At 35.3% G+C, this 23393-nt stretch carries 18 protein-coding genes; 5 read left to right on the forward strand and 13 right to left on the reverse strand.

Translation table 11 applies throughout. The annotated features are described in order from the left end of the window. Window positions 1-110: 110 nt before the first annotated feature. A complete protein-coding gene (gene cax, locus IQ247_RS19250; RefSeq protein WP_193922717.1) occupies window positions 111-1202 on the reverse strand; it encodes a calcium/proton exchanger in 1092 nt (363 codons plus the stop codon). Between the two features lie 633 nt (window positions 1203-1835). On the opposite strand from cax, the gene IQ247_RS19255 reads away from it, so the two are divergent. Beyond that, window positions 1836-4493, forward strand: a complete 2658-nt coding sequence (locus IQ247_RS19255; protein ID WP_193922718.1) for a DUF3536 domain-containing protein — start codon at window positions 1836-1838, stop codon at window positions 4491-4493. A 249-nt stretch (window positions 4494-4742) separates the two neighbouring features. Here the strand turns inward: IQ247_RS19255 and IQ247_RS19260 are convergent, their stop codons facing one another. From IQ247_RS19260 to IQ247_RS19275, 4 genes are all read right to left on the reverse strand, one after another. Then, window positions 4743-4985, reverse strand: coding sequence for an HNH endonuclease (locus tag IQ247_RS19260; RefSeq protein WP_193922719.1), 243 nt, complete (start codon window positions 4983-4985; stop codon window positions 4743-4745). After that, window positions 4930-5490, reverse strand: coding sequence for a hypothetical protein (locus IQ247_RS19265; protein ID WP_193922720.1), 561 nt, complete (start codon window positions 5488-5490; stop codon window positions 4930-4932). Before IQ247_RS19265 ends, IQ247_RS19260 begins: the two co-directional genes overlap by 56 nt. A 206-nt stretch (window positions 5491-5696) precedes the next feature. Then, window positions 5697-6137 (reverse strand): KGK domain-containing protein, encoded by a 441-nt coding sequence (locus tag IQ247_RS19270; RefSeq protein WP_193922721.1) that lies wholly within the window; start codon window positions 6135-6137, stop codon window positions 5697-5699. Window positions 6138-6225: 88 nt separating this feature from the next. After that, window positions 6226-8694 (reverse strand): dynamin family protein, encoded by a 2469-nt coding sequence (locus tag IQ247_RS19275; protein WP_193922722.1) that lies wholly within the window; start codon window positions 8692-8694, stop codon window positions 6226-6228. Between the two features lie 554 nt (window positions 8695-9248). Here IQ247_RS19275 and IQ247_RS19280 point away from each other — a divergent pair. After that, window positions 9249-9644 carry a PPC domain-containing DNA-binding protein gene (locus IQ247_RS19280; protein ID WP_193922723.1) on the forward strand — a complete coding sequence of 132 codons (396 nt, stop codon included), beginning with the start codon at window positions 9249-9251 and terminating at the stop codon, window positions 9642-9644. 244 nt (window positions 9645-9888) lie between these two features. Here IQ247_RS19280 and IQ247_RS19285 read toward each other — a convergent pair whose 3' ends face one another. The 6 genes from IQ247_RS19285 to IQ247_RS19310 form a co-directional block, all read right to left on the reverse strand. Further along, window positions 9889-10881 carry a glycosyltransferase family 2 protein gene (locus IQ247_RS19285; RefSeq protein ID WP_193922724.1) on the reverse strand — a complete coding sequence of 331 codons (993 nt, stop codon included), beginning with the start codon at window positions 10879-10881 and terminating at the stop codon, window positions 9889-9891. Window positions 10882-11407: 526 nt separating this feature from the next. Beyond that, window positions 11408-12322 (reverse strand): glycosyltransferase family 2 protein, encoded by a 915-nt coding sequence (locus tag IQ247_RS19290; RefSeq protein WP_193922725.1) that lies wholly within the window; start codon window positions 12320-12322, stop codon window positions 11408-11410. A 235-nt stretch (window positions 12323-12557) separates the two neighbouring features. Then, entirely contained in the window at window positions 12558-13835 is a 1278-nt protein-coding gene (locus IQ247_RS19295) for an ABC transporter ATP-binding protein (RefSeq protein ID WP_193922726.1), read from the reverse strand. Window positions 13836-13838: 3 nt separating this feature from the next. Further along, a complete protein-coding gene (locus tag IQ247_RS19300; protein ID WP_193922727.1) occupies window positions 13839-14711 on the reverse strand; it encodes an ABC transporter permease in 873 nt (290 codons plus the stop codon). 99 nt (window positions 14712-14810) lie between these two features. Beyond that, window positions 14811-15872 (reverse strand): glycosyltransferase family 2 protein, encoded by a 1062-nt coding sequence (locus tag IQ247_RS19305; RefSeq protein ID WP_193922728.1) that lies wholly within the window; start codon window positions 15870-15872, stop codon window positions 14811-14813. Between the two features lie 52 nt (window positions 15873-15924). Continuing rightward, window positions 15925-17235, reverse strand: coding sequence for a glycosyltransferase (locus IQ247_RS19310; protein ID WP_193922730.1), 1311 nt, complete (start codon window positions 17233-17235; stop codon window positions 15925-15927). Window positions 17236-17778: 543 nt separating this feature from the next. Here IQ247_RS19310 and IQ247_RS19315 point away from each other — a divergent pair. The 3 genes from IQ247_RS19315 (at window position 17779) to IQ247_RS19325 (ending at window position 20993) form a co-directional block, all read left to right on the forward strand. Then, window positions 17779-19320, forward strand: coding sequence for an NAD(P)/FAD-dependent oxidoreductase (locus IQ247_RS19315; protein WP_193922732.1), 1542 nt, complete (start codon window positions 17779-17781; stop codon window positions 19318-19320). Between the two features lie 113 nt (window positions 19321-19433). Next, a complete protein-coding gene (locus tag IQ247_RS19320; RefSeq protein WP_193922733.1) occupies window positions 19434-20138 on the forward strand; it encodes an actin-binding WH2 domain-containing protein in 705 nt (234 codons plus the stop codon). 123 nt (window positions 20139-20261) lie between these two features. Beyond that, complete coding sequence (locus tag IQ247_RS19325; protein WP_228059873.1) at window positions 20262-20993, forward strand: actin-binding WH2 domain-containing protein; 732 nt, start codon at window positions 20262-20264, stop codon at window positions 20991-20993. A 194-nt stretch (window positions 20994-21187) separates the two neighbouring features. Here the strand turns inward: IQ247_RS19325 and IQ247_RS19330 are convergent, their stop codons facing one another. Beyond that, the gene (locus IQ247_RS19330; protein ID WP_228059874.1) at window positions 21188-21841 is read right to left on the reverse strand and encodes a Uma2 family endonuclease; all 654 of its coding nucleotides are present in this window, start codon (window positions 21839-21841) and stop codon (window positions 21188-21190) included. A gap of 380 nt (window positions 21842-22221) precedes the next feature. Continuing rightward, on the reverse strand, window positions 22222-23391 hold the full coding sequence (locus IQ247_RS19335) for a phosphoserine transaminase (RefSeq protein WP_193922734.1): 1170 nt from the start codon (window positions 23389-23391) through the stop codon (window positions 22222-22224). Between the last annotated feature and the right edge of the window lie 2 nt (window positions 23392-23393).

The following is a 23393-nucleotide window of genomic DNA, read 5'->3' on the forward strand; positions in this document are numbered from 1 at the left end:
GGGGGATGGGGCATAACTGCTGATTATTTACCATCTCCAATTACCAATTAGCAATTACCAATTACCCTTTACCCATTACCCATTACCAATTACCCATTACCAATTACCAATTAACCAATACCTTCAATTATGGGATGAAAGAAGAAAGCGAATCCGATTACAGCGTAAGTTGCCAAGAGTAAAGTTCCTTCTAACCAGTTTGATTTTCCATCAGAACTGATGCTGTTTGCAATTAATACTGAGGCAGCTACAGCTACTAATTCAAAAGGGTGAAAATCTAAATCCATTGGTTGTCCTAAAAATTTTCCAATTATGACTAAGACAGGAGCAACAAATAAGGCGATTTGCATACTAGAACCAACTGCTACAGAAACCGAAAGATCCATTTTATCCTTCATTGCCACAGTAACTGCTGTAGCGTGTTCTGCGGCGTTACCGATGATGGGGACTATAATTACACCTGTAAATAGTGCCGTCAAACCGAGTTGAGATGTAGCTGTTTCTAAAGAATCAACCAGTAATTCTGACTCAAAAGCTACTACTATCGTAGATACAAGCAATACCCCAATCCACAGCACAAGATTTGGTTTATGTTCAGGAGTTGCCATCGCTTCTGTTTCTGCTACACCCACATCATATAGATAGGAGTGAGTTTTCATCGAGAATAATAAAGTCAAAAGGTAAACTATTATTAACACTACAGCTACAGCAAGAGAAAGGTTTTGCAAAGTTGTTTGGCTAATTCCTTCTGAGGTATAGTTAACTGCTGTTGGAATTAGAATCGCAATCACTGCCAAATTCATGGCTGCTGCATTCATCCGCGCTACTAATGATTGAAATGTTTGTTCTTTGTAGCGAATTCCACCCAAAAGCATGGCAAGTCCCATTACTAAAAGCAAGTTACTAATAATGGAACCTGTAATACTAGCTTTGACGACGTTTACATAACCAGCCCTCAGAGCGATAATTGCAATAATCAATTCTGTAGCATTACCAAAAGTGGCATTTAACAACCCTCCAAGGTTAGGTCCTACTACTACTGCAATTTCTTCGGTGGCTGTACCCATCCAAGCCGCTAAGGGGATTATTGCCAATCCAGACAAAATGAATATGATCAAATCTTCCCATCCAAGATAGTTTGCGACTACAGAAACGGGAATAAAAGCTAGTGGAAACAGAAACAGAATTTTTTTTCCAGACATTTGTCACCTGAAGTTGACGTGGATTAGTCACCGTAAGTCTTGCATTATAAGAGTCTTATCTGAAGAAACAGTAACTAATTATTTGACAAATTGATCATAATCTTCTTCATTATTATTATTAATGTTCATTCCAGTAATACTTAATATTACTCAAATATATGAAGACGGGGCTTCAGATTCTAGAATAGTCTGAAGCCCGTTTTTAAAGGCTTCCGAGATTTTACTGGTTTGATTTTTTCTCCGGATATATAAAATAAGATTACGTTTTACATAGTATCAGCAATCTTTCTTTGCAAAAATTCTAAAAATCAGATAATATTGTATACTAAAAATGAGTTTTAATGTATTAAGAGAGAATTAAAATTTTCCCTAAGACCACCGGGGGAAAATTTTGCTTTTCATTGCTGATTTTTTTCTTACAGTTTGTCAAAACAATACTTGATAAATCGCTGGTTGACATTTAGTATAAGCGGGAATGCAAATGCCAATTCTACAGTGCTTAAACAAATTCAAGTTAGATTATTCGTGTAAAATTTTCATCTACAATTTCTGAAAATAGCCTTCTGTAAGAAAACGATATTAGATTGTGTTCTGCTTGAACCGCAAGTTTATCTCAATAAGGAATAACTCTACATGACTTCTACTGCTGAGTTACCAACTTCTGTTGGTGCAAACTTGATTCAAAATGAAAATACCGATGCTCCTAAACACAACCCATTAAAAACGGCTACAGGAGTTTATATTACAGTACACGGTCATTTCTATCAGCCACCAAGAGAAAACCCTTATTTAAACGCGATTGAGCGTCAACCGGGTGCTGCACCGTTTCACAATTGGAATGAACGAATTCATCACGAGTGTTATCGTCCAAATGCCTTTGCCAGAATTCTAAATGAGCATGGTGAGGTGGCGGGGATCGTAAATAATTTTGAGTATATGAGCTTCAATATCGGTCCAACCTTGATGTCATGGTTGCAAAATTACGATATTGATGTATATCAGCAAATTATCGACGCAGATCGAAAAAGTAGCGAGCGTCTCAACGGTCATGGTAACGCGATCGCGCAAGTATATAATCACATTATTATGCCGTTGGCTAGCGAACGCGATAAATATTTACAAATTCGTTGGGGTAAAGCAGATTTTCGGTTTCGTTTCGGACGCGATCCCGAAGGAATGTGGTTGGCTGAAGCTGCTGTTGATTATGCAACACTACAAGCTTTGGTAAATGAAGGTATTCGCTTCATTGTGCTTGCACCTTCCCAAGCCGAGCGTTGTCGTTTGATCCCCACATCTTCTCATCCGGAATCTGAATGGCACGAAGTCGGCGGAAATCAAATCGATCCCACTCGTCCCTATCGCTGTTATTTACCAGGAAATGAGTCAGAACGCCAATATATTGATATCTTTTTCTATGATGGTCCGATTTCACGAGACATGGGTTTTAGCGATGTAGTCTATAATTCGAGCCACTTTGCGGGACGTATCGGTGCAGCAGTTCGCGGCGATCGTCGTCAGTCTCAAGTAATTTCGGTGGCTACCGACGGGGAAACTTTCGGACACCATAAAAAGGGTACTGAGAAAACTTTGGCTTATGCTTTTACTCAAGAATTCCCTCATCGGGGTTGGACGGTAACTAATTTTGCTCATTATCTGAGTTTAAATACTCCGACATGGGAAGTTGAATTAAAACCTGTCACAGCCTGGAGCTGCGCTCACGGTGTCGATCGATGGCAAGATGATTGTGGTTGTGGTGGTGCGCCCAATTGGCATTTAAAATGGCGTAGACCTTTACGTGATACTCTCAATTGGCTGCGGGATCGACTTGTGGAAGTATACGAGGAACAAGGGAGCAAGTTTTTTTCTGATCCTTGGAAAACACGAGATGAATATATAGAAATTGTATTAGACCGCAGTGCTAATAATATTTCCAGCTTTTTGAATCGGCATCAAAAACATCAGCTACAAGCATCAGAACAGGTAGACGCTTTACGTTTGTTAGAAATGCAGCGTCACTCATTATTAATGTTTACCAGTTGCGGATGGTTTTTTGAAGAAATTTCCCGTCCCGAAGGAACTCAAATTCTCCGTTACGCTTCCCGCGCTATGGAATTAGCCGCAGAAGTGGCTGGGGTACAACTGGAAAAAGGTTTCCTCAAAAGACTTGATCAGGCTCCGAGCAATATTGATGGTTTTAGAACCGGGGCTGAAGTTTATCGTCAGTTGGTGTTACCTTCCCAAATTAGTTTTAAACAAGTTGCAGCGCACCACGCAATTACGTCGTTATTTAATGGACACCAACCTGTAGAGAAAATGTCAGGTTTTGCTGACATGAAAGACAACGATGATGATTCGGATATCTATCAAAAACAGGTTTATTGCTATACAGCGAGCGAATTAGATTATCAACTGCAACGTTTGGGTTCTCTAACGCTGGCGGTAGGACATTTAAAGTTGGTATCGCAAGTGACATGGGAAAGTCAGCAAATGACATTTGCCGTATTGCATTTGGGAGGTTGGGATTTTCATTGCTGTATTCAACCGTTTGAAGGAAAACGTAATTATACTCAACTTAAAGATAAGTTGTTAACTGCTTTACAGCAGGGAAGTACGGCTCATATTATTTTAGTCATGACCCAATTATTTGGCGAAGAATCCTTCAATTTACAAAATTTGTTCGCCGAGGAACGTCATCGATTAATGCGCTTATTGAGCCGAGAAACTTTAACAAGAGTAGACCAACTTTATACTCAAATGTATCGGGATAATTACGGAGTGTTGATGGCATTCCACCGAGATGGATTAGAAGCACCCAAAGAATTACAGGCAGCAGCAGAAATCGCCTTAGAATATCGGTGTATGATGACATTGCGTACCCTCGAACAGGATATTGACGAAGCGCAATCAAGTTGGAATCATCTGGTAGAATTAGAGGCGATCGCCAATGAAGCGAAACATTTACGTTGTCACTTGAATTTGCTGGAAGGAAAGCAGATACTTGAGGGATTGAGTTTAGGTTTATTGTGGCAGTTATTGTACGATACCAACGGCAATTTTGATTTTCACATCCAGCGATTGGAAAAATTGATTGAAGTTGAAGAAAAGTTAAATTTAGGCATTTCTTTAGAACGTTCTCAAGAATTATACTTTAGTTGTTTACACAGTGAAATACTGCCTAAATCTATCAATGAAATTTTCAACAATAAAGATAAAAATCAATTGCGTCAACTTTTGAAATTAGGACATAAATTAAAAGTTGATGTTAGTTATTGGTTGAGTCAGTTGAATTAAAATTATGTAGAGACGTTGCAATGCAACGTCTTTTTCAAATTATTGATAAAAAATGCAATACTTAATTAACGTGAATTTACTTTTGACTGGGGAATAAGTTTTGAAACCTTATTTTTTTGTGTTAATAGTAAAAACTTGATGATTTATAACCTGCTTATGCGGCTTTTGCTCGTATAGTCGCGATTTATAGTCGGTACCCTTAAATAAGGAGGCGTTGCGATTACTATTTAAAAACCGCGATATTCGCAACTAATCAAAATAACGTCGAAATCGATTATCAATATTATCAGTTTTCTGACGATTGCAGGTAAAGCACAAAGTTTGTAAATTACTGATATCGTTTGAACCACCACGCACTAAAGGAATAATATGATCAATAGTTAATTGACTTTCTGCATTTTGTTTACCGCAGCTTTGACACTGGTAATTATTGCGTTCAAATACATATTTTCTGACTGCTGAGGGGATAGGAATACGCGGTGTTTTGCTCATTGTTTTGCTCATTAATATTTGGGAAAGCTATTGTATCTATATAATTGATTTTTGTCGGTATTTTTGTTGATTTTTCTTCAGTTTCTAATTCTTGGAGAGAATAATTTAATAAAACTTTTAATCCAAAATATTCATGATTCTGATTTTCTTTGTCAGATAAGTCATCAAATGTATGATTATTAATTATTTGTAATGTTGATGAAAAATTTAAAATAACTCTGAGTTGCAATTTATCGACTTGTTTAACTTTATCAAATGTCATCAATTCGCATTCAACATCTTTTTTTAACCAAAACTTCCATTCGATGCGGTTAAATATTCCTTGGTTATTTATTTCTCGAAAATATTTTTTCAAAAATGTATTTTTACGACAAAAGTTTAAATCATTCTCTCTTGGTTTAAAATCTGTAACAATATTGTTTTTAATTTGATTGGCATTAAAAACCATATTATTTAATAGAATAAACTCGCTGTCTTCAATTAAAGATTCAACTTGACAATGCATACTTAATTTTAAATTTTTAGATTTGTGGATAATTTATTGCATCACATTTTTTTGAATGCGAATCCGTCACTAATTTTTCATCTCTCTATTGATGTGATGCAAAAAAAGAGATGATATCTGTTTAATGTAATTCTCTGTTAAACCCAGAGACAGACAGAAATAAAATTAATTAATTTAAGATATTCCAAGAAAAACTATTTGATATTTTATGCAGCATACCTTATATCATCAAAAGATAATTGAGGCTGTTTAACTTCATTTTCTTCAGATAAAAATTCTAAATCAAACTGAATTTGAACTCTTTGATTAGAACCTTTATCATTGGGAAAGAAATTGATAAATGAATTGCTTCTAATTTTTCCTTTCTGCCAACTTTTAGCACCAAGTCGGAGAATCTCACAATCATTCCCTTCTTCTGGTGAAGATAAGGTGACGCTGATATTGCAGGAACTAAAAGAATTATTAATTAAATCGTATATTCTTTCTCTGCTATTACAACCATTATTTTCTTTTGTGAGAAGATAGTTTACTTTTTCCCATAATTCATTTTCTAACTGTTGCTTAAACTGACTAAATTTGAGCAAGCTACCTTTGTAAGACAAAACATCATCGTCGTTGCAACTCAAAGGTTTGAATTTACTTTTCATCTCAGTCTATTAATTTAGGATAAGTTTCAATTAAGTTACCAATATTTTTCTGATATCTCTGTCACAGAAACAACATCAATCGTTAAGGTTAGATAATTTGGGCTATATTTTGAGCATAACCGTTGTTTTCAGATGACGTACTATCAATTGACTCGATGGTGGGTAATAAATGCTCGTAGAGTTGCATCGCTTCCAAGCAAAGGTTGATACCGGAAGTCGATTGGTTGAAGGTGGCAATTTTTTCAGAAACAGCATCTAAGAGTAGTTTGTTGTGAGCAATCTTCTCTTGAGCTTCTTTTTGCAAAGTTTCCTCTAAATAAGCCCGTGCTTTGGGATATTGTTGTAGAATTTCATCACTCTTGATTTCTGCCATTGGCAAAAGCTGAGTTTTAAAACTTTGATTAATCGTTTGACGGAAGGTTATACGAATCGTTTTGCTGACTTTTGGTTCAAAATCTAGCTTTAATAATTGTCTAATTGCAGCTTCCGCATCTACCATACTTTCACAATCGTAAGCTTGAGAAGTTTGCTGTAAAGTTTGGCGAAACTGATATATTGAAAAAGTACCTTCATCATAAAATCTAGGACTTTCTCTGGCAAATCGATCGCACTCTACCCGCGCTGCATTTTTTAAAGCTAGAGCAATCTGCTGTTTTAAATTCTCTAATTCTTGTTCCAAACCTCCATCATTACCTAATAAACGGTATAGTTGACGATAATATTCAGCCTTAGTAATTCTTTCATTTAAACGTTGAAAAAAACGGGCAACAATATCCTCGGAAGACTTTACTAAAATATCTTCCAACTGATTTGATAAATAATACAATGCTTCTACTAAAATAGCAATCAAAGGTGCTGTTGCATTGCGAGGATGACTCAAAGTCGCACGTTTATAAGTATCCGCAACAGAGAAAGTATCTAACAATTCATCCAAACGGTGAATCATTAGCGATCGCAATCCATTAAAATCCGCTTCAAAGTTATGGCACGCATTGGTTACCACCTGATTAACTTCTGCTGCAATATGGTTGCGAAAATCATTTCCTACTTGTTGTAATTGTTGATTGAGACGTTGCAATTCCTGAGCTTTCATTGCCTCAATTTCTTGTGGTTGACTGTCTAAATCTCGCTGTATATCTTGATAGTATTTTTTCAGTTTAATACAAACATCTTCTAAATCGTCAGCCAAATTTTTAAATAACTGAGAACGTTTTTCTTGAGTAAGATAGCGAGTAATAGCTGTTTTAAAATCCTCAACACCACTATCTTGAATCAATTGATTAATTAACAAGTTTCCTTGCTCTGATAAAATTCTCAGATAATTCTGATTTCGACTTTCAAAATTATTCACAGAAATCCGAAATTTATCAGCAGATAGTTTACCCGAAGCAGTACAATAACGCAGAAATTCGTACACAAACTGCGGCGTTTCTTCCTCTGATTCTGCTGTATTATTAGTTTGATTCGTTGTTTGATTACTTGTTTGATGAATCTTACCAGCAAAAACCGAATCTAAACCAAACCGATCTTTTTGACTTGTTTGTTTAATCTGACTACCGTAAAATCCTAACAATCCACTGGTTTTAAAAACCCTACTACCATCCTGAAACTGGGTACTAATTAAATTATCTAGTCTTTGTCTCAAGTCGGTATTGTACCAACTTTCATCAATCCGATTGAAAACGTAAAAAACCCTATCCCTAATTCCTGGATTATTACGAATTACTTCTAAAAGTTGAGTTTCAGCCTTTGTCATATCACCCATTGACGCGGGTTTTAAAACACAGACTACCGCAGAAGTATCGGGATGCTGAATTTTTGTATAAGTTAACTGTGCATCTTTTTCCACCGGCGCATCAATACCCGGCGTATCAATAATTACATTACCATCTTGCAACAGACGATGGTTGCAATAATATTCAATTCGCTTCAAAACTGCACTATTACTTCCTCGACGTGCATATCCAGCAGCTTCCTTGAGGTTATTAAAGTTAAACTCTTCCATGGAGTAGGTAGCATTATTTATCGTATGGATGTGTTGACGATTTGCGACATACCCCGACAATAATAGAATTAAGGCTTTTGCTTGTTTAGCACGTTCGGATTTACTTTCACCACCTTCAGAAAGGATGATAGTCTCGCATCCTTTACGCAATAATTCAATTGCATCTTCTTGATTAATATTCTCAACTTTATGCAATCTCAACTGCTCACATAAAGAAAAAACTTGTTCTCGCACTTCTACTTCACTCAAAAATGTCAGAACAACTCGCTCATTCTCTGGATGTGCATACTCTATTTTGCATTCCGTACCCGTAGCGTGTCCTTCTGCACTATAAAGCAATTCCCGCTCCAAAAGCGCATTAATTAACATTGATTTCCCAGCACTAAATGCACCTGCAAACACGATTTCAAACTTGGGAGAGATGGCTTTTTTCAACGAAGTTTGAGTTGGAGTTAGATCACAAGAAGCTAAAGACGGTTCTTGCTGTAAAAGTTGTAAAATAGTATCTACTTGTTCTTTTAGATTTTGGCAATGAGGCAGCAGTTCTGCCATATGTCGCATCCTGATAATATTAACTAGAAGCTTTTGCGTATATTCTAAAAATGTTTTATTGGATACGCTTCCGTAAACTTACTGAGAATATTTCTAATTGTTCTAATTAATAAAGAAACCCAACTTTCCACAGATAATTTTATTTTCTACTAAATAAGTATTAACTCTCAGTAAAATCACTTAAATGAAATCTCTGTTCACTGGTTGAGATTCATCAGCTTAAAATTACTTTAAAAATTAGTAACTATTCCCAATACGCTGTATAATTACTTATCTCTTTCCTCAGCGCGAAGAGTTTCACAAGTAATAAGTAGTAAGTTATATGTTATATGTAGTACCTCTCCCTAAAAGGTAGAGGATTCAAATAATGATACAAGCACGGTTTTTACTCGTCTTTAAAAGACGAGGTCTTTATACCAAAATACGGGCATATATTATCACTTTTTACTTTTTACTTAAGCCCGAAGGGCTTCGGTAAATGCAATAAAATTGAAATACGATGATTTTGATCTAGCTAAGCAAGCACATTCTGTACCACAAACCTTTCAAAACTAATGAAAGCTTTTCCCATTAGACTGAAACCCGATGCAGATTTACGAAAAACTTTAAAAAACTTTGCAGTCGAACAAAATATTCAAGCAGGATTTATCTTAACTGCGATCGGTAGTTTAAAACAAGCAACAATTCGCTTCGCCGATCAAAGTAATAGTACAGTATTAACCGAAAAATTTGAAATCCTTTCTCTCAACGGTACTTTAGCAACCACAGGGGTACATCTTCACATGGCGATCGCAAATAGCCATGGTAAAGTTATTGGTGGACACCTGAGTGATGGTTGCATTGTCTACACTACCGCCGAAATCGTTATTGGTATAATAGAGGATTTTAATTTATTACGAACTTTTGATCGACAAACGGGGTTTAACGAGCTTGAAGTCCTATCATTATAAGTTGGGTTTTTAGTATAATTATGACTAGCTACTAGAGAATGTATTTCTACTTGAGTCATTGGTGCGGGTTTCATTTCTCCTCGAAAGTCGAGAATTTGGACTATTAGAAGGTAAGCAACAGCTAAAAGTATGGAAATGACACCCGTAATAATTGCGACGATTTTTCCTCTATTCATGAGTTTTTCCCTAATTAAAGGTTATTGTACTACGCAATTATCAACATTAGCACAATCCACGCTGGGATTTAACCGTGATTTTTTGAGATTCGGAGATTGGTTTTAGCATCTATAAATGCTTGTAAAAGTAGTATGCGATGAACAAATTTTTCGCTCAAACGAAATCCACAAATATCTTGAACTAAATTATAAATAGTTTTTGAACTTTTATGTTTAAAATCAGGACAAAGAGCTAAAGATTTATTTAAAAATCGTAAATATTGTGAATAGTCTATATACATATAGTCTCTAGCTAATTCAAAGTAACCTTGAGCTAAAGCGTGACGATAGTTAATTGGAATCTGTTTATTCTGTTGCAAAAGTCTTGTTTCTACTTTTTGTAAAACTTTGCAGTGATTTTCTACCCAACGTGGTTTTGAAGCGGTTGATACTGTCACGTTACCGTATCTTCTATATATTGAATAACAACCAGGTTGATAAAGAATTTTTGCACCACTCATTACTACTGAAATGAAGAAATCTCTATCTTGTGCTGCTAATAAACTTTCATCCCATCCGCCGCTTTTCTCGACAGCGCTTCTACGATAAAATAATGATGCGACAGCAGTCCACCAATTTTCGAGTAAAGATTGTAGAATATCTGTTTGTGTTTCAGGCTTTTCTATTTGATCGAGGAATATTACCCCATTAGATTGATGCCCTTGATATCTCCAATCACCGTAAACAGCATCTGCTTGTGTTTCTTCTAAAAAATTTACTTGTGTTTCTATTTTTTTTGGTAAAATAAAATCGTCTGCATCCAAGAATTGAATATATTCTCCTTTAGATAAAGCAAACCCTCTATTCCTAGCGTAACTTCCGCCTTTATTTTTAGGAAGACATTCCCAATGTATTTTATCTCCATAGCTTTTGATGATTTCCATAGATTTATCAGTGGAACAATCATCAACTACAATGATTTCGATATTAGAGTATGTTTGTTTTAAACAACTATCAATAGCTTCTGCTAGCCACTTTTGAGCATTAAAGCTAGGAATAATTACGGAAACAAGTTTTTGCATTTCTATTGTCCTACAATTTTGCATTTATGGGCTTTTGAATTTAATATTCATGCGTAGTAAATGTACCCTTGATGTTTTCAGCTAAATATTGCAAAAGCAATTTTTTGAAATTGGTAAGTAGTTATATCAAATTTTTGATGAGCATTGCTAATTATGATAATTTTTGTGCTTTCAAATGTCTAATTTTTCATGGGGAAAAATTTTGCTTCTTTAATATCTTCTGATATTTTTTTGTTAATAATACCCATAGCGAGCAGTGTAATTAAAGTGAGAATAACATCGTATTTGAGTTGTGCTACTAACTTATTTAATGTTTTTTGTAGTTAAATTATAGCAGAATAAATTATTCTTTAAGGTATCTCTGAACGTTAGTAATAAGTAATATTTATGTCTTAATCGTGATAAATAGCTTAAATTTTTATTTTAAAATTAGGTAAAAAAATCCGAGAAAACCCCCGGATAAAATGCTCGCAAACAGTTTGTGTATCAATTTTAATTAGATAATCGGGCAAAACTCTTAATAGTTTTAATTGCTGTTCAAAGCTTCTCGTAACACCTGCTTCGTATACTTTCCTAATGTATATTTGAATTGAGATTTAGTTCTTCCTAAAGTTGGCTTAAAATCTAATTGAAATGCACGCAATAAGCTAAAAAATCCGGCTTTTGGTTGACCAAGTTCAAATGATCTAGCTGCATGATCGCATAAGAAATTTGCAAAGGTTTGAGGATGTAGTTTAAACAGTGATTCATGCTTGTTCACCAAACGTTCAAAATTAATTTGACGCAGCGCTGGATTACGAGAAATTCTCGCTCCTTCGTGAGCAGTAAGTTGATAAGTGACTGTTGGTAAACCTAAAATTGAACATACTGGATTAAGCCTCAAAAACATTTCAGTATGGACACGAGACGTAAAACTTTCATCGTAACCGCCAATTTCCAGCAAAAGTTCTCTTCCCACAACTAATGTCTGTTTGGATAAATAAGACTTCCCAGGTTCAATGTCTTCGAGAAAGAAATGAGAACCAAGGGGTAAAGTGGGGGGTAAACGTCTATCAGTTACTTCACCGTCGGGTTTAACAACTTCCAAACCCGAAAGTACTGCTACTGGTTTGGGTAATGTTGTAGTAGCCAGAGCATCTAAAGAGACTTGCGCCATATTTGGCAATAATTGGTCGTCATCGTCGAGATAAGTGACATATTGACCTTTGGCAGCTTTTAAGCCTACATTACGAGCTACAGCATTACCGCTATTTTGAGGTAGCCGAATTACTTGCAGACGAGAATTTTCTGGTAGATTTACTGGCTCGTCGGAACCGTCATCAACTACGATTACTTCTATATCTTGCAAAGTTTGCTGTAAAGCACTGCTAACAGCACGCGGTAAAAAATGAGGTCTGTTGTAACTCGGAATGATGATACTAAGTAAAATATTATTGTTCATTTTGAGACACCCATTTGTAGCATTTTCCAATTTTAAGGTTATGAAAAAATTAAAATTTACTGGAATTATACCTGAAATTCTAATCAATGATATTTGAGTAAATAAAATCAATTAAACATCAAATATGTTTCAACTAAAACTACTCCTTAGACATATTTTAAGTGGATTTATGAATCCTATTTTAATAGTAAATTTTATGATGTTCATGTTCATATTTAATGATGATTAAAATCTTTTATTTACTCACAACCTGCCATTGTCTTGGTTGATAAAATTGGCATCTGCTAATAGTTCTATTCGCTTTGACTGTAAATCGGAAAGATTCCACAATATCATAAGAATATACGCCATTACGAATATAAATTCTGGCACTGTATACTCCAGGAACCATAGAACAATAAGGCATATGCATTCGGATTTCGGATTTACCTACGGGAATTTCTAATTCTTGATTATCGCTAGCAGAAGTCATATATAACACAAGACCTTCTCCTCCAGATAATGCGGTAATTAACATCCCTAAATTGCCATTATTAATATGCTCATAAGATTTGCATTCTACACTTAAATATGCTGATTCACCAGTAAACAAAGTTTCTAAATTATTATCTTGTTGGTCTTTAAAACAAAGGGAAACTATATCTAAACCATTGCTTTTTTCTTTGGGTTTAGGTGATAAAACCATTCTTCCCAAAGCATTCTCTGTCCCACTTAAACAAAGGTCTTCTTCATATGTACGAATTACTTTCTCGGTATCTCCAGAAGCAATCAATTGACCTTTTTTCAAAAATATCGAAGTTTCACATATATTTAATATGCTATGAGAATTATGAGTGACTAATATAAATGCCGTGCCTTTTTTACGTAATTCTGATAGTTTACGATGACACTTCATTTTAAATTTGACATCACCCACAGCCAGCACTTCATCTATTAATAAAATATCGGGTTCGATGTGAACAGCACAAGCGAATCCTAATCGTGCAGCCATTCCCGAACTATAAGTTTGAACTGGTGCGTCAATAGCATCAGCAATTTCGGCAAATTCAACAACTTCATCAAATCTTTTTTCAATTTCTGCGGTTTCTAAACCGAGAATTGACATATTAGCGTAAATATTTTCTCGTCCGGATAAAATAGGATTAAAACCGGCTCCCAATGCAATTAAAGGAGCAACTCTACCTTTAACTTTTACCGTTCCAGTATCTGGTTTAATTAAACCACTGATAATTCGTAATATGGTACTTTTTCCGGCTCCATTAGAACCAACTAACCCCAAGGCTTCACCACGGTGCAGTTGAAAGCTGACATTACCGAGCGCCCAAAACTCATTCTTACGTAAACTATCGCTTTTTCTTTTTCTACCAGTCACTTCAGTGGCGATATCTTGTAAACCGTAAAATAAAGAGCGTTTTAAGTCTCGACAGAACTTTTTAGAAACATTTTCAACTGAAATCACAACTTCAGTTTCTTCGGGCTGCGTATCAATTTTTCTGTTTATTAAACTAGTCATAATTTAAGAACTTACTCTCTCAACCACAAAAGGCATTGCTAAACGAAATCCAATCCAGGTTACAAATAATCCAATTATAGTAATAATACTGACAATCCAAAACCCTACAGGTTGCGAGATGATTCCAGTGGTTGCGAGTTCTCGTGTTGTTACGAGCAGGGGAGTAACCGGATTTAGTTTGACTATACTACCGAAAATTCCTTGTGTGGGAACTGGATAAACCACAGGAGTTAAAAACAGCCAAAAACTCGTTAGTAAAGTTAATCCTTTGGATACATCTTGATATAAAACTCCTAAAGGTGATAGCAAAACACCAATAAATGTACCTAAAAAGATTAAATGAATTAAAGCCACTGGTGCTAAAATTACTGTCCAACTTACGGGTACGCGAAAATAGAGAAATAAGCCGGTAATTAAAATTAATTTGATGGCAAAATTAAAAAAAACTTCTCCTAATTTTGCTAATATTAAAGCTTCTCTAGGAAAGTTAACTCTTGCGAGCATCGGTTTAGCTTCTGTTACAGCTTTTACTGGACCATTGATGGCATCTACAAAGGTTTGCCATAAAGCCGTACTAAACATTACATAGGCAGGATAAGGTAAATCAGTTTCCCCAACATTGATCACCTTGGCTTGACTAGCAAGAGTGAATCCCGCAGCCATGACTATTGGTGGAATAAAAGCCCAAATTATCCCTAAAAATGACTGACGATATTGAGCGCTAATATCTCTTACTAACAATCTCCAAGCTAGTTCGCGAGAACCTAATAAATCCAACCACATTTGTTTAAATAATCTGGAAGGATGTCTAAGTAAACTTTCTGGTGTATAAATTGCTTCGTATTGTTGATATTTTCTAAATTTATTTTTTTTCAATCTTTTTCACCCTTGATTTTACATAAGTTTTTTGCCATTTGACCTCCTATATGCAGAGACGTAAAATTTTACGTCTCTACATGAAGATTTAGATAAATATTAACCTTGTGATGATGCTGTAATTGTAGATGGTGGTTGATTGGGAGGAGTTTGATTAGATTTATTTTGTAGGTGTTTGCGGGCGTAACTGCTGGTAATATATTGATTTAGCAATCTATCTGCTTTACCAAGTAATTTACCGGCTACCTTAGAAGCGAAACGATTGCCAAAGCCAAGTTGACGACTGATGGGGTCGATAATTGTCATTTTTCTGCGCCATCCCAAGCGGTTATATTTATTTTTAAAATACTGGTCTTCAGTCAAATTCCACTTATCGCGCAATCTTTTCAAACTAGCCATTTCCCAACCGTCGCTCCAGCGCAACATATAATAACCAACATCCGACCATTCTAAAGGTGGTCCGGGTACATAAGTTACTAAAGAATCGGGTTCTAAATAAATCTTACCACCAGCTTCGTTTACCAAGATACATAAATCTACGTGTTCTTTCGTATTCAACAATCCTTCATCAAGTAAACCGATTTTATCAAAGATTTCGGTACGTACCATCATACAGTGAAATTCAGCCAATCCGGTTTCATGACGCTGTAAATTTGGACGTACATCTGCAACTTTGCGTCCTTGCTTGTAAATCTTTTCAATAAACCGTCTTCTTGTGGTGTCGTTTTTGGTTTCTACCTTGATTCCCGATTCACCACCAGCGCAATGGACTTCTTCGTGTAGCGGTAAATATTGGCATACCAGAGGACTGACTACGGTTGCATTGGTTTCCTCAGCGCAGTCTACCGCAGCTTTTAACCAACCGGGAGTCACAACTACGTCGTTATCGATAAAAACTACATACTTGGTGTCAACTTGACGCAAACCAAGATTTCTCGCATGGTTAGGAGAAAGGTAGTGTTCGGTACGAATCACTTGAAATTGCTTTTCTGCTGCTTGAGTTTCCAAGTATTTCTTAATATGAGAAGGTGAACCACCATCAACATAAATTAACTTGAACGGTAGCTGTGTATGCTCGTAAATACTTTCCAAAGATTCACGAGTATAACTGAAACGTTCTCTTGGTGCGACGATGATAGTTACTTCTGGTTTGGAGTTCATATTTTAATCCTCTAATTTTGTATTTTTGGGATTTTGGGATTTTTGTATTTATTTATATGTACTTGGGACTTACAGAAGAAAGTAGCCTTTTTTCTTTGGATAAATACAAATCATTACTTGATATAAGCTGATAAATTTCCACTAATTCAGAGTTAAGTTTGTTGATATCATAGTGCATTTCTACTTTTTTACGACCGGATAAACCCATTTGTTGCCACATTTCAGAATGCTCGATTAAATAGATTAATTTATCGGCTATGGCTGATGCATCTCTCTCAGGAACTAAAAAGCCTGAAATGCCATCTTCAATTAATTCGGGAATACCACCATGTAGAGTACCGATAACTGGTAAACCCATTGCCATTGCTTCTTTTAAGGTATTAACTGGAGCATCTTGATTTCCATCGCTAGCAGTGACGCTTGGTGCTACAAAGATGTGAGTTTCATCCAAAATAGAGATAATTTCTTTTTGATTTCTCCATCCTTTTAAATGTACTTTATCAGCAATATTTAATTCCTGAATGATTTGAGCAAAGTGTTCTTTTAACTCTCCATCGCCAATAATATTAAACTCTACGTTAGGATAAACTTTTACAACTTCAGCCATTGCCCGAATTGCATATTCTATACCTTTTTTCTCGATTAAACGTCCCGTTGTCGCAATCCGAATTAAGCCAGAATCATCGGGATATCTAGGTTTGAATTTAAACCGACTACAATCAATTCCCGAACCGTGTACGATAATTTTCTTTTCATCGCATCCGAGTTGAATTGCTCGCTGTCTAAAAAATTCACAATTAGTATAGAAAAAGTCTCCTTTTTCAAATAATTCATCATAGACTTTTTCTCCATATTGATATAAATACCAACTGATATCGTAGCCACGAAAAGTAGTAAGCAACTTTCCTTTGACTGCACCAATATCACGTAAAACTACACCCTCATAAGTATAAGGCCCAAATTTACAAACTGCTTGTCTGCCAAATTGACAATGAATAATATCGTATTCGGGCGCATTTAAAAACGGTAAAGTTGAGTAAAATAATCTTAAAGAAGCAGCTCGTTTACCATACTTAAAAAGATTCAGAGAACGCAGTAAAACTAAAGGAGCTTGAGAAAAGTTTTTGGCAAACAAATAAAAGGTATTAAATAAACGCCATAAATAATTTTTAGGTATTTCTGGTAAATAGCGCGTGCGCTCAATCAATTTATATTTTTCTACATCTGGATGCAGCTTACTATCATCAGTCTGTCTTCCATAGATATGTACTTCGTGTCCGCGCTCAATCAAACCTGTAATTTGATTAATAACGAAAGTTTCTGATAAAACGGGAAATTTATCTACTATAAAAGCTATTTTCATGAATCTCAAAAAATCACTAATTTAATTTTATTTAGACATACATCTAATTAAGAATATTATTTAGTAAGAGTTTCGTCTCTTACGATAATTATTTTTATTTTTTTTTACACCCTTTTCCTCGTAACTTTACTGTTTCTTTATCTATATTCATCAAAAATTAATTTTGTTTAAAGCTGATTTGAAACTACTGAAAGTGGAAGTATGAGCGGCAAAACTGCTGATAACCCTTTGACACCTTGACATCAGGATTATGAAACTGAATAATATCTTGAAAAATTTTATTTATCTGTATATTGACCTACATTTTTTCAGTAATTATACTTATGATGATTTTGCAGCCAAAATTTTCTGTAAAAAATCAATACTTATAAAACTATATATCTAATAGATATATCTATTAGATATATTTATTGGATATATTTATTTAATTTATTGAATTAAAGTCGATACTTAAAATCAGCGCGATAGATTTCTGCATAATTGTCATCGAAAGTAAGAAAATTAAATATATATAACTTCAACAAATTAGCCCAAATTACAACTATGTCTTTAACAGAGGAAATTCTGACGCAATTACCAGGTGATGTCTTAGGGGGATTACGTCGTGCAGATAGGATATTAACATCCTTAAAATCGGGAAATACACCCGTACCAATAGTAGTAAAAGAAAATCAACAGCCTTTAAATATAGTCGATTGGGATGTTGTGATTTCTGGGGGAACTTTAGGTATTTTAATTGCTTGTGCTTTAGCTTCACGAGGTTTACGAGTCGCGTTAATTGAAAGAGGAATTTTACGAGGTAGAGAGCAAGAATGGAACATATCTCGTAACGAATTACAAGTACTTTTAGACTTAAATTTACTTACCTCTGAAGAGTTAAAAAAATCAATTGTTACTGAATATAACCCAGCTAGAGTCAGCTTTACTTCGGGTACAGAAGTTTGGGTAGAAAATGTTCTCAATATCGGTGTATATCCAGTTTATTTACTCGAAATTTTGAAACAAAGATTTTTAGAAATCGGAGGAAAGCTGTTTGAAAATACACCTTTTATTGAAGCAGTAGTTCATCCCGATGGAGTAGTAGTAAACAATCAATTCAAAAGTAGATTATTAATCGATGCTATGGGGAACCTTTCTCCTATCACCCAGCAAATACGTCAAGGAGTCAAACCGGATGCGTTGTGTTTAGTAGTAGGAACTTGTGCTTCAGGTTTTCCGGAAAACCAAACTGGTGACTTGTTGTTATCCTTTACTGAAATAAAAAACCACTGTCAGTATTTCTGGGAAGCTTTTCCCGCAAAAGAAGGTAGAACAACTTATATGTTTACCTATATGGATGCACATTTACAGCATATCGGATTGGAAGCATTTTTTGAGGAATATCTGCGCTTGATGCCAGAATATCAAAGTGTAGAATTACAGCAACTTGACTTTAAACGAGCGCTGTTTGGCTTCTTTCCTTCCTATCGTCAAAGTCCTTTAAAAACACCATTTTCTCGTATTTTACCAGTAGGTGATAGTAGCGGAAATCAATCTCCTTTAAGTTTCGGTGGTTTCGGTGCAATGATACGAAATCTCAAGCGTTTAACTTTGGGTATTGATGAAGCTTTGCAAACTAATCAATTATCAGCTGCATCGCTGTCATTGTTGCAACCATATCAACCAAGTTTAACAGTTACTTGGTTATTTCAAAAAGCGATGAGTGTGGGTGTAAATCAAAAAATTGAGTCAAATCAAATCAATCAATTATTATCAGTTGTATTTGGTCAAATGCAACAGTTAGGCGAACCAGTACTCAAGCCATTTTTACAAGATGTAGTGCAGTTTGGAGGTTTAACAAAAACGCTTTTAAAAACAAGTTTGACTCATCCAAGTTTAGTTATAAAAATCATTCCTCAAGTTGGTTTAATAACTTTGTTAGATTGGTTATGGCATTACATTAATTTAGGTATTTATTCTGTTTTATTTATTGCCAGTCAAATGTTAGAACCGTGGATGAAAAATCTTCCAAATAACTATCAATATTATTGGCATCGTTGGGTTGATGCTTGGAAATATGGTTCTGGGAATGACTATCACGAATAAGTTAGGAGTTATAGAATTTTGGATTTTAAATTTTAGATTTTGGATTACAACTATAATTGACAGTTGTTTATTACCAACCTTAGACCTCTAACCTTGACCTTTTATTAAATCATATGCTTCAAAAACAATCAACAGTTAATAAATACTTTGTCGTATTAACTAACTTACTGCGAGAACGTCAAGGATTTTTAGAAGAAATTCGCGAACAGGTTCGATTACAAAATAAAATCATTTCTTTATTAGTTTGTAGTTCGCTATTTTTTGCTATATATGGTGCAATTATTGGTGCTTATCATAGCTGGATGCAGGCTTTATCTTCTGCTATAAAGTTACCGGCACTTTATTTAATTACCTTGCTAATTTGTCTACCGACTTTGTATTTTGCTAATATAATTTTTGGCGATAAACGAACTTTTTCTCAATACTTTGCTTTAGTTTTAACTGCTGTTTCTGTTACGAGTGTACTGTTATTTAGCTTTGCACCAATAACCTTGTTTTTTATGCTTAGTACTGGTAACTATCAGTTTCTCATTTTGTTAAATGTAATTATTTTTGCCTCTACAGGATTTATCGGGATTTCTTCTTTATATAAAGCTGCAAAAGTAGTTTTAGAACAAGATGGTGAAAATAGTCTCATGCGGCAAAAAATATTGCGATCGTGGTTATTTTTATATGCATTTGTTGGTAGTCAATTAGGATGGACTCTCAGACCTTTTTTCGGTACTCCAACAGCACCTTTTACATTATTTAGAGAAAGAGAAGGAAACTTTTATTTAAGTATTATTCAATCTTTAGCTCACCTTTTGGGATTTAGGTAATTTAGTTAGGAGTTGTTGTAGAGACGTAGCCGGGCGTTACGTCTTTAGGGGAGTTAGGAGTTAAGCTATTTGTTCAGTTAATTTTCATAAAATCCATCATCATCACTGTAATAAATAACAATAATGAATCAAGATAATAAAATGCTGGAAAATAAAACTCAATTTCAAGGAAGCAAACACTTTAATGTTTTACTCAGCTTACTGCGGGATAGACAAAGCTTTTTAGAAGAAATTCGTCAGGAAATTCGATTACAAAGTAAAACTAATTCTTTACTGGTTTCCAGTTCTATTTTCTTTGCAATTTATGGTGCAATTATTGGTGCTTCTCATGGCTGGATGCAAGCATTAACCAGCGCGATTAAGCTACCTGCATTCTACTTATTAGCATTGTTTATTTGTTTTCCAACTTTGTTCTTTTTCAATGTTTTATTTGGCTCTCGTAGCACTTTACAACAGCATTTTGTCGTATTACTTACTGCTGTATCGGTAATCAGCGTGCTGCTTTTCAGCTTTGCACCAGTAACTTTATTCTTTCTAATTACCACACCTGACTCTTACCAATTTTTCAAAATTCTTAATGTGTTTATTTTCGGTATCACAGGTTCATTCGGGGTTAAATTCCTTTACGATGGAATGCAGTTGCTTTCTCAACAAGATGAAGAAGGTATTGGTACTCGGACAACTATTTTAAAATCTTGGTTACTGCTTTACGGCTTTGTCGGTATGCAGTTAGGATGGTTTTTAAGACCGTTTTTTGGCGCACCTGGCACTAAATTTGAATTATTCCGTGCAGTACAGGGAAATTTTTATCTTGATATTGTTGCAGCAGTTTCGGAGATTTTGGGGTTTAAGTAAGATTTAAAAATTAGTTAGTAGTTAAAAATAATACCCTCAGACTGGAAGTCTGGGGCTACAAAAACAAAGCCCACGAAGGTGGGCTGTTAAAAGTGAATTTTTGAAGGATAAAAATTTGTCTTTTTACAAATAATCCTAATTTTCTTTTAGGAATACCAAAAAATGAATCAACTTTGATTATTTCTCCTCATTCCTTATCCTAATAACTCATCAACTCCAACGCTAAAGCCATTCAGTAATCTTTGAGTGTAAACTATATCGCCAGAACTGAATATAAGTCGTTGATTTTCCGTAACAATAATAATCCAACGATTTTCTGGGAAAATTAACCAAACTTCCTCACTTCCGGAACGCAAATATTCGTGAGATTTTGCAATCAATTCTTCTGCTAAATCGGCAGGAGAAGCCACTTCGGCAATCAAGGAGAAACTTTGAGGGAATACTTCCAAGTCGCCAAAATGCTCAACTAACTGCGGTGTAATGTAAGCAACGTCTGGCGATCGCCCTTGAATTTTAGTGCGACAGGGTACGTGATTATACACCTCTCCACCTTGCCCGCTGGAGTTTTTATAACTTCTCCAATAATAGTAAAGATTGCCTAAAATTTTTCGTTGTTTGAGTGTTAAAACTTTTTGTTCTACTAACTCTTCATTTACCCATTCGATTTCGTAGACATCTTCAACTTCTTTATAAGTTCTGTCTAATTTATCGAATGATTTTGATTTATCTTCCGAGTTTTCCATCCAATTTTGTATTAAGAAATCTTCTGTAATTTCGGCATCTTTAAGTGGATTATGCATCCATTCTTCCAATGAAAAATCTGATGGTACTGCTGTAGAATCTTTCATTTTCTTCTCCTCACTCACCTAATCATCGCTGTTTTTTGTTTTTCTCTAAACACACCCTATAGTCAGGAATTTTAGGAATATTTTATTAAAAACTTAAAAACTTAATTTTCTAATTCATATAATTAAGCTTGATTGTAATTGAATTGTTTGTAATTTTTTTTGAAAACGTCTTCTGCTATTAACATTTAAGATGATACGACTGAAAGTTAGGATAACCCGGAAAAAGTTTTATTAATATCTGTGTAATTTCCCTTGCTCGGGTTTTGAAACGACACCCATTAATGTAATGACTGTTTTTAGAAATATTTAGTTCCCCATGCAAAACAATGTAGAGACGCAATATATTGCGTCTCTACAATCTGGTATACAAACGATAAATCTTACTGCTTGATCTGACCAAATCCCCAATCTAACCAATGGGTTAAAGCTTCCATGTCCTGGGATTCTACCGTTGCACCACCCCAAATACGCAACCCCGGAGGAGCATCACGATAGGAACCGATATCATAGGCAACTTCTTCTTTAGCCATCAAGGAAACTAACTCTTTGGCTTTGGCTGCTTGTTCTTGTTTCGATAAAGATTTATACCATTGATCAACAATCTTCAAACAGATAGAAGTATTGGAACGAATCGATTTATCTGCTACTAAAAAATCAATCCAGTCGGATTTCGCAACCCAATCTTCTAGAACTTGTAAATTACTATTAGAACGCTCAATTAACTTCGATAAACCGCCGATGGATTTGCCCCATTTTAAACCATCAATTGCATCTTCTACACATAACATTGATGGTGTATTAATTGTAGAACCTTCAAAGATTTCTTCGATTAATTTACCGCCTTTAGTTAACCGAAAAATCTTTGGTAATGCTCTATCAGGAGTATAACTTTCTAATCTTTCAACCGCCCTTGGAGACAAAACAATTACACCGTGAGCGCCTTCACCACCCATGACTTTCTGCCAAGAATAAGTCAAAACATCGATTTTCTGCCAAGGAATTTCCATTGCATAAACAGCAGAAGTCGCATCGCAAATAGTTAACCCCTGACGATTATCTTTTATCCAATCACCATCAGGAACTTTAACGCCAGAAGTCGTACCGTTCCAGGTAAATACCACATCGCGATCGCAATCAACCAGCGACAAATCGGGAATTTGCCCGTAATCGGCTTCATAAGTATTAATATCTTGTAACTTCAACTGTTTAACTGCATCAGTCACCCAGCCCTTGCCAAAACTTTCCCACGCTAAAACATCAACACCGCGCTGTCCTAACATCGTCCACATAGCCATTTCCACCGCACCCGTATCCGATGCCGGGACAATACCCAATCGATAATCATCAGGAATTTGGAGAATTTCCTTGGATAACTCAATGGTTTCCGCTAACTTAGCCTTACCTAACTTAGAACGGTGAGAACGTCCAATAGTTGCATCTTTTAATACCTCCAAAGACCAACCAGGACGTTTAGAACATGGGCCAGAAGAAAAATTAGGATTTTCGGGGCGAATGCTGGGCTTTTGTGCCGATTTGTGTTGTGTTTGCATCA

It is taken from the genome of Plectonema cf. radiosum LEGE 06105 (genome assembly GCF_015207665.1).
Lineage (GTDB): Bacteria > Cyanobacteriota > Cyanobacteriia > Cyanobacteriales > Nostocaceae > Rivularia > Rivularia radiosa_A.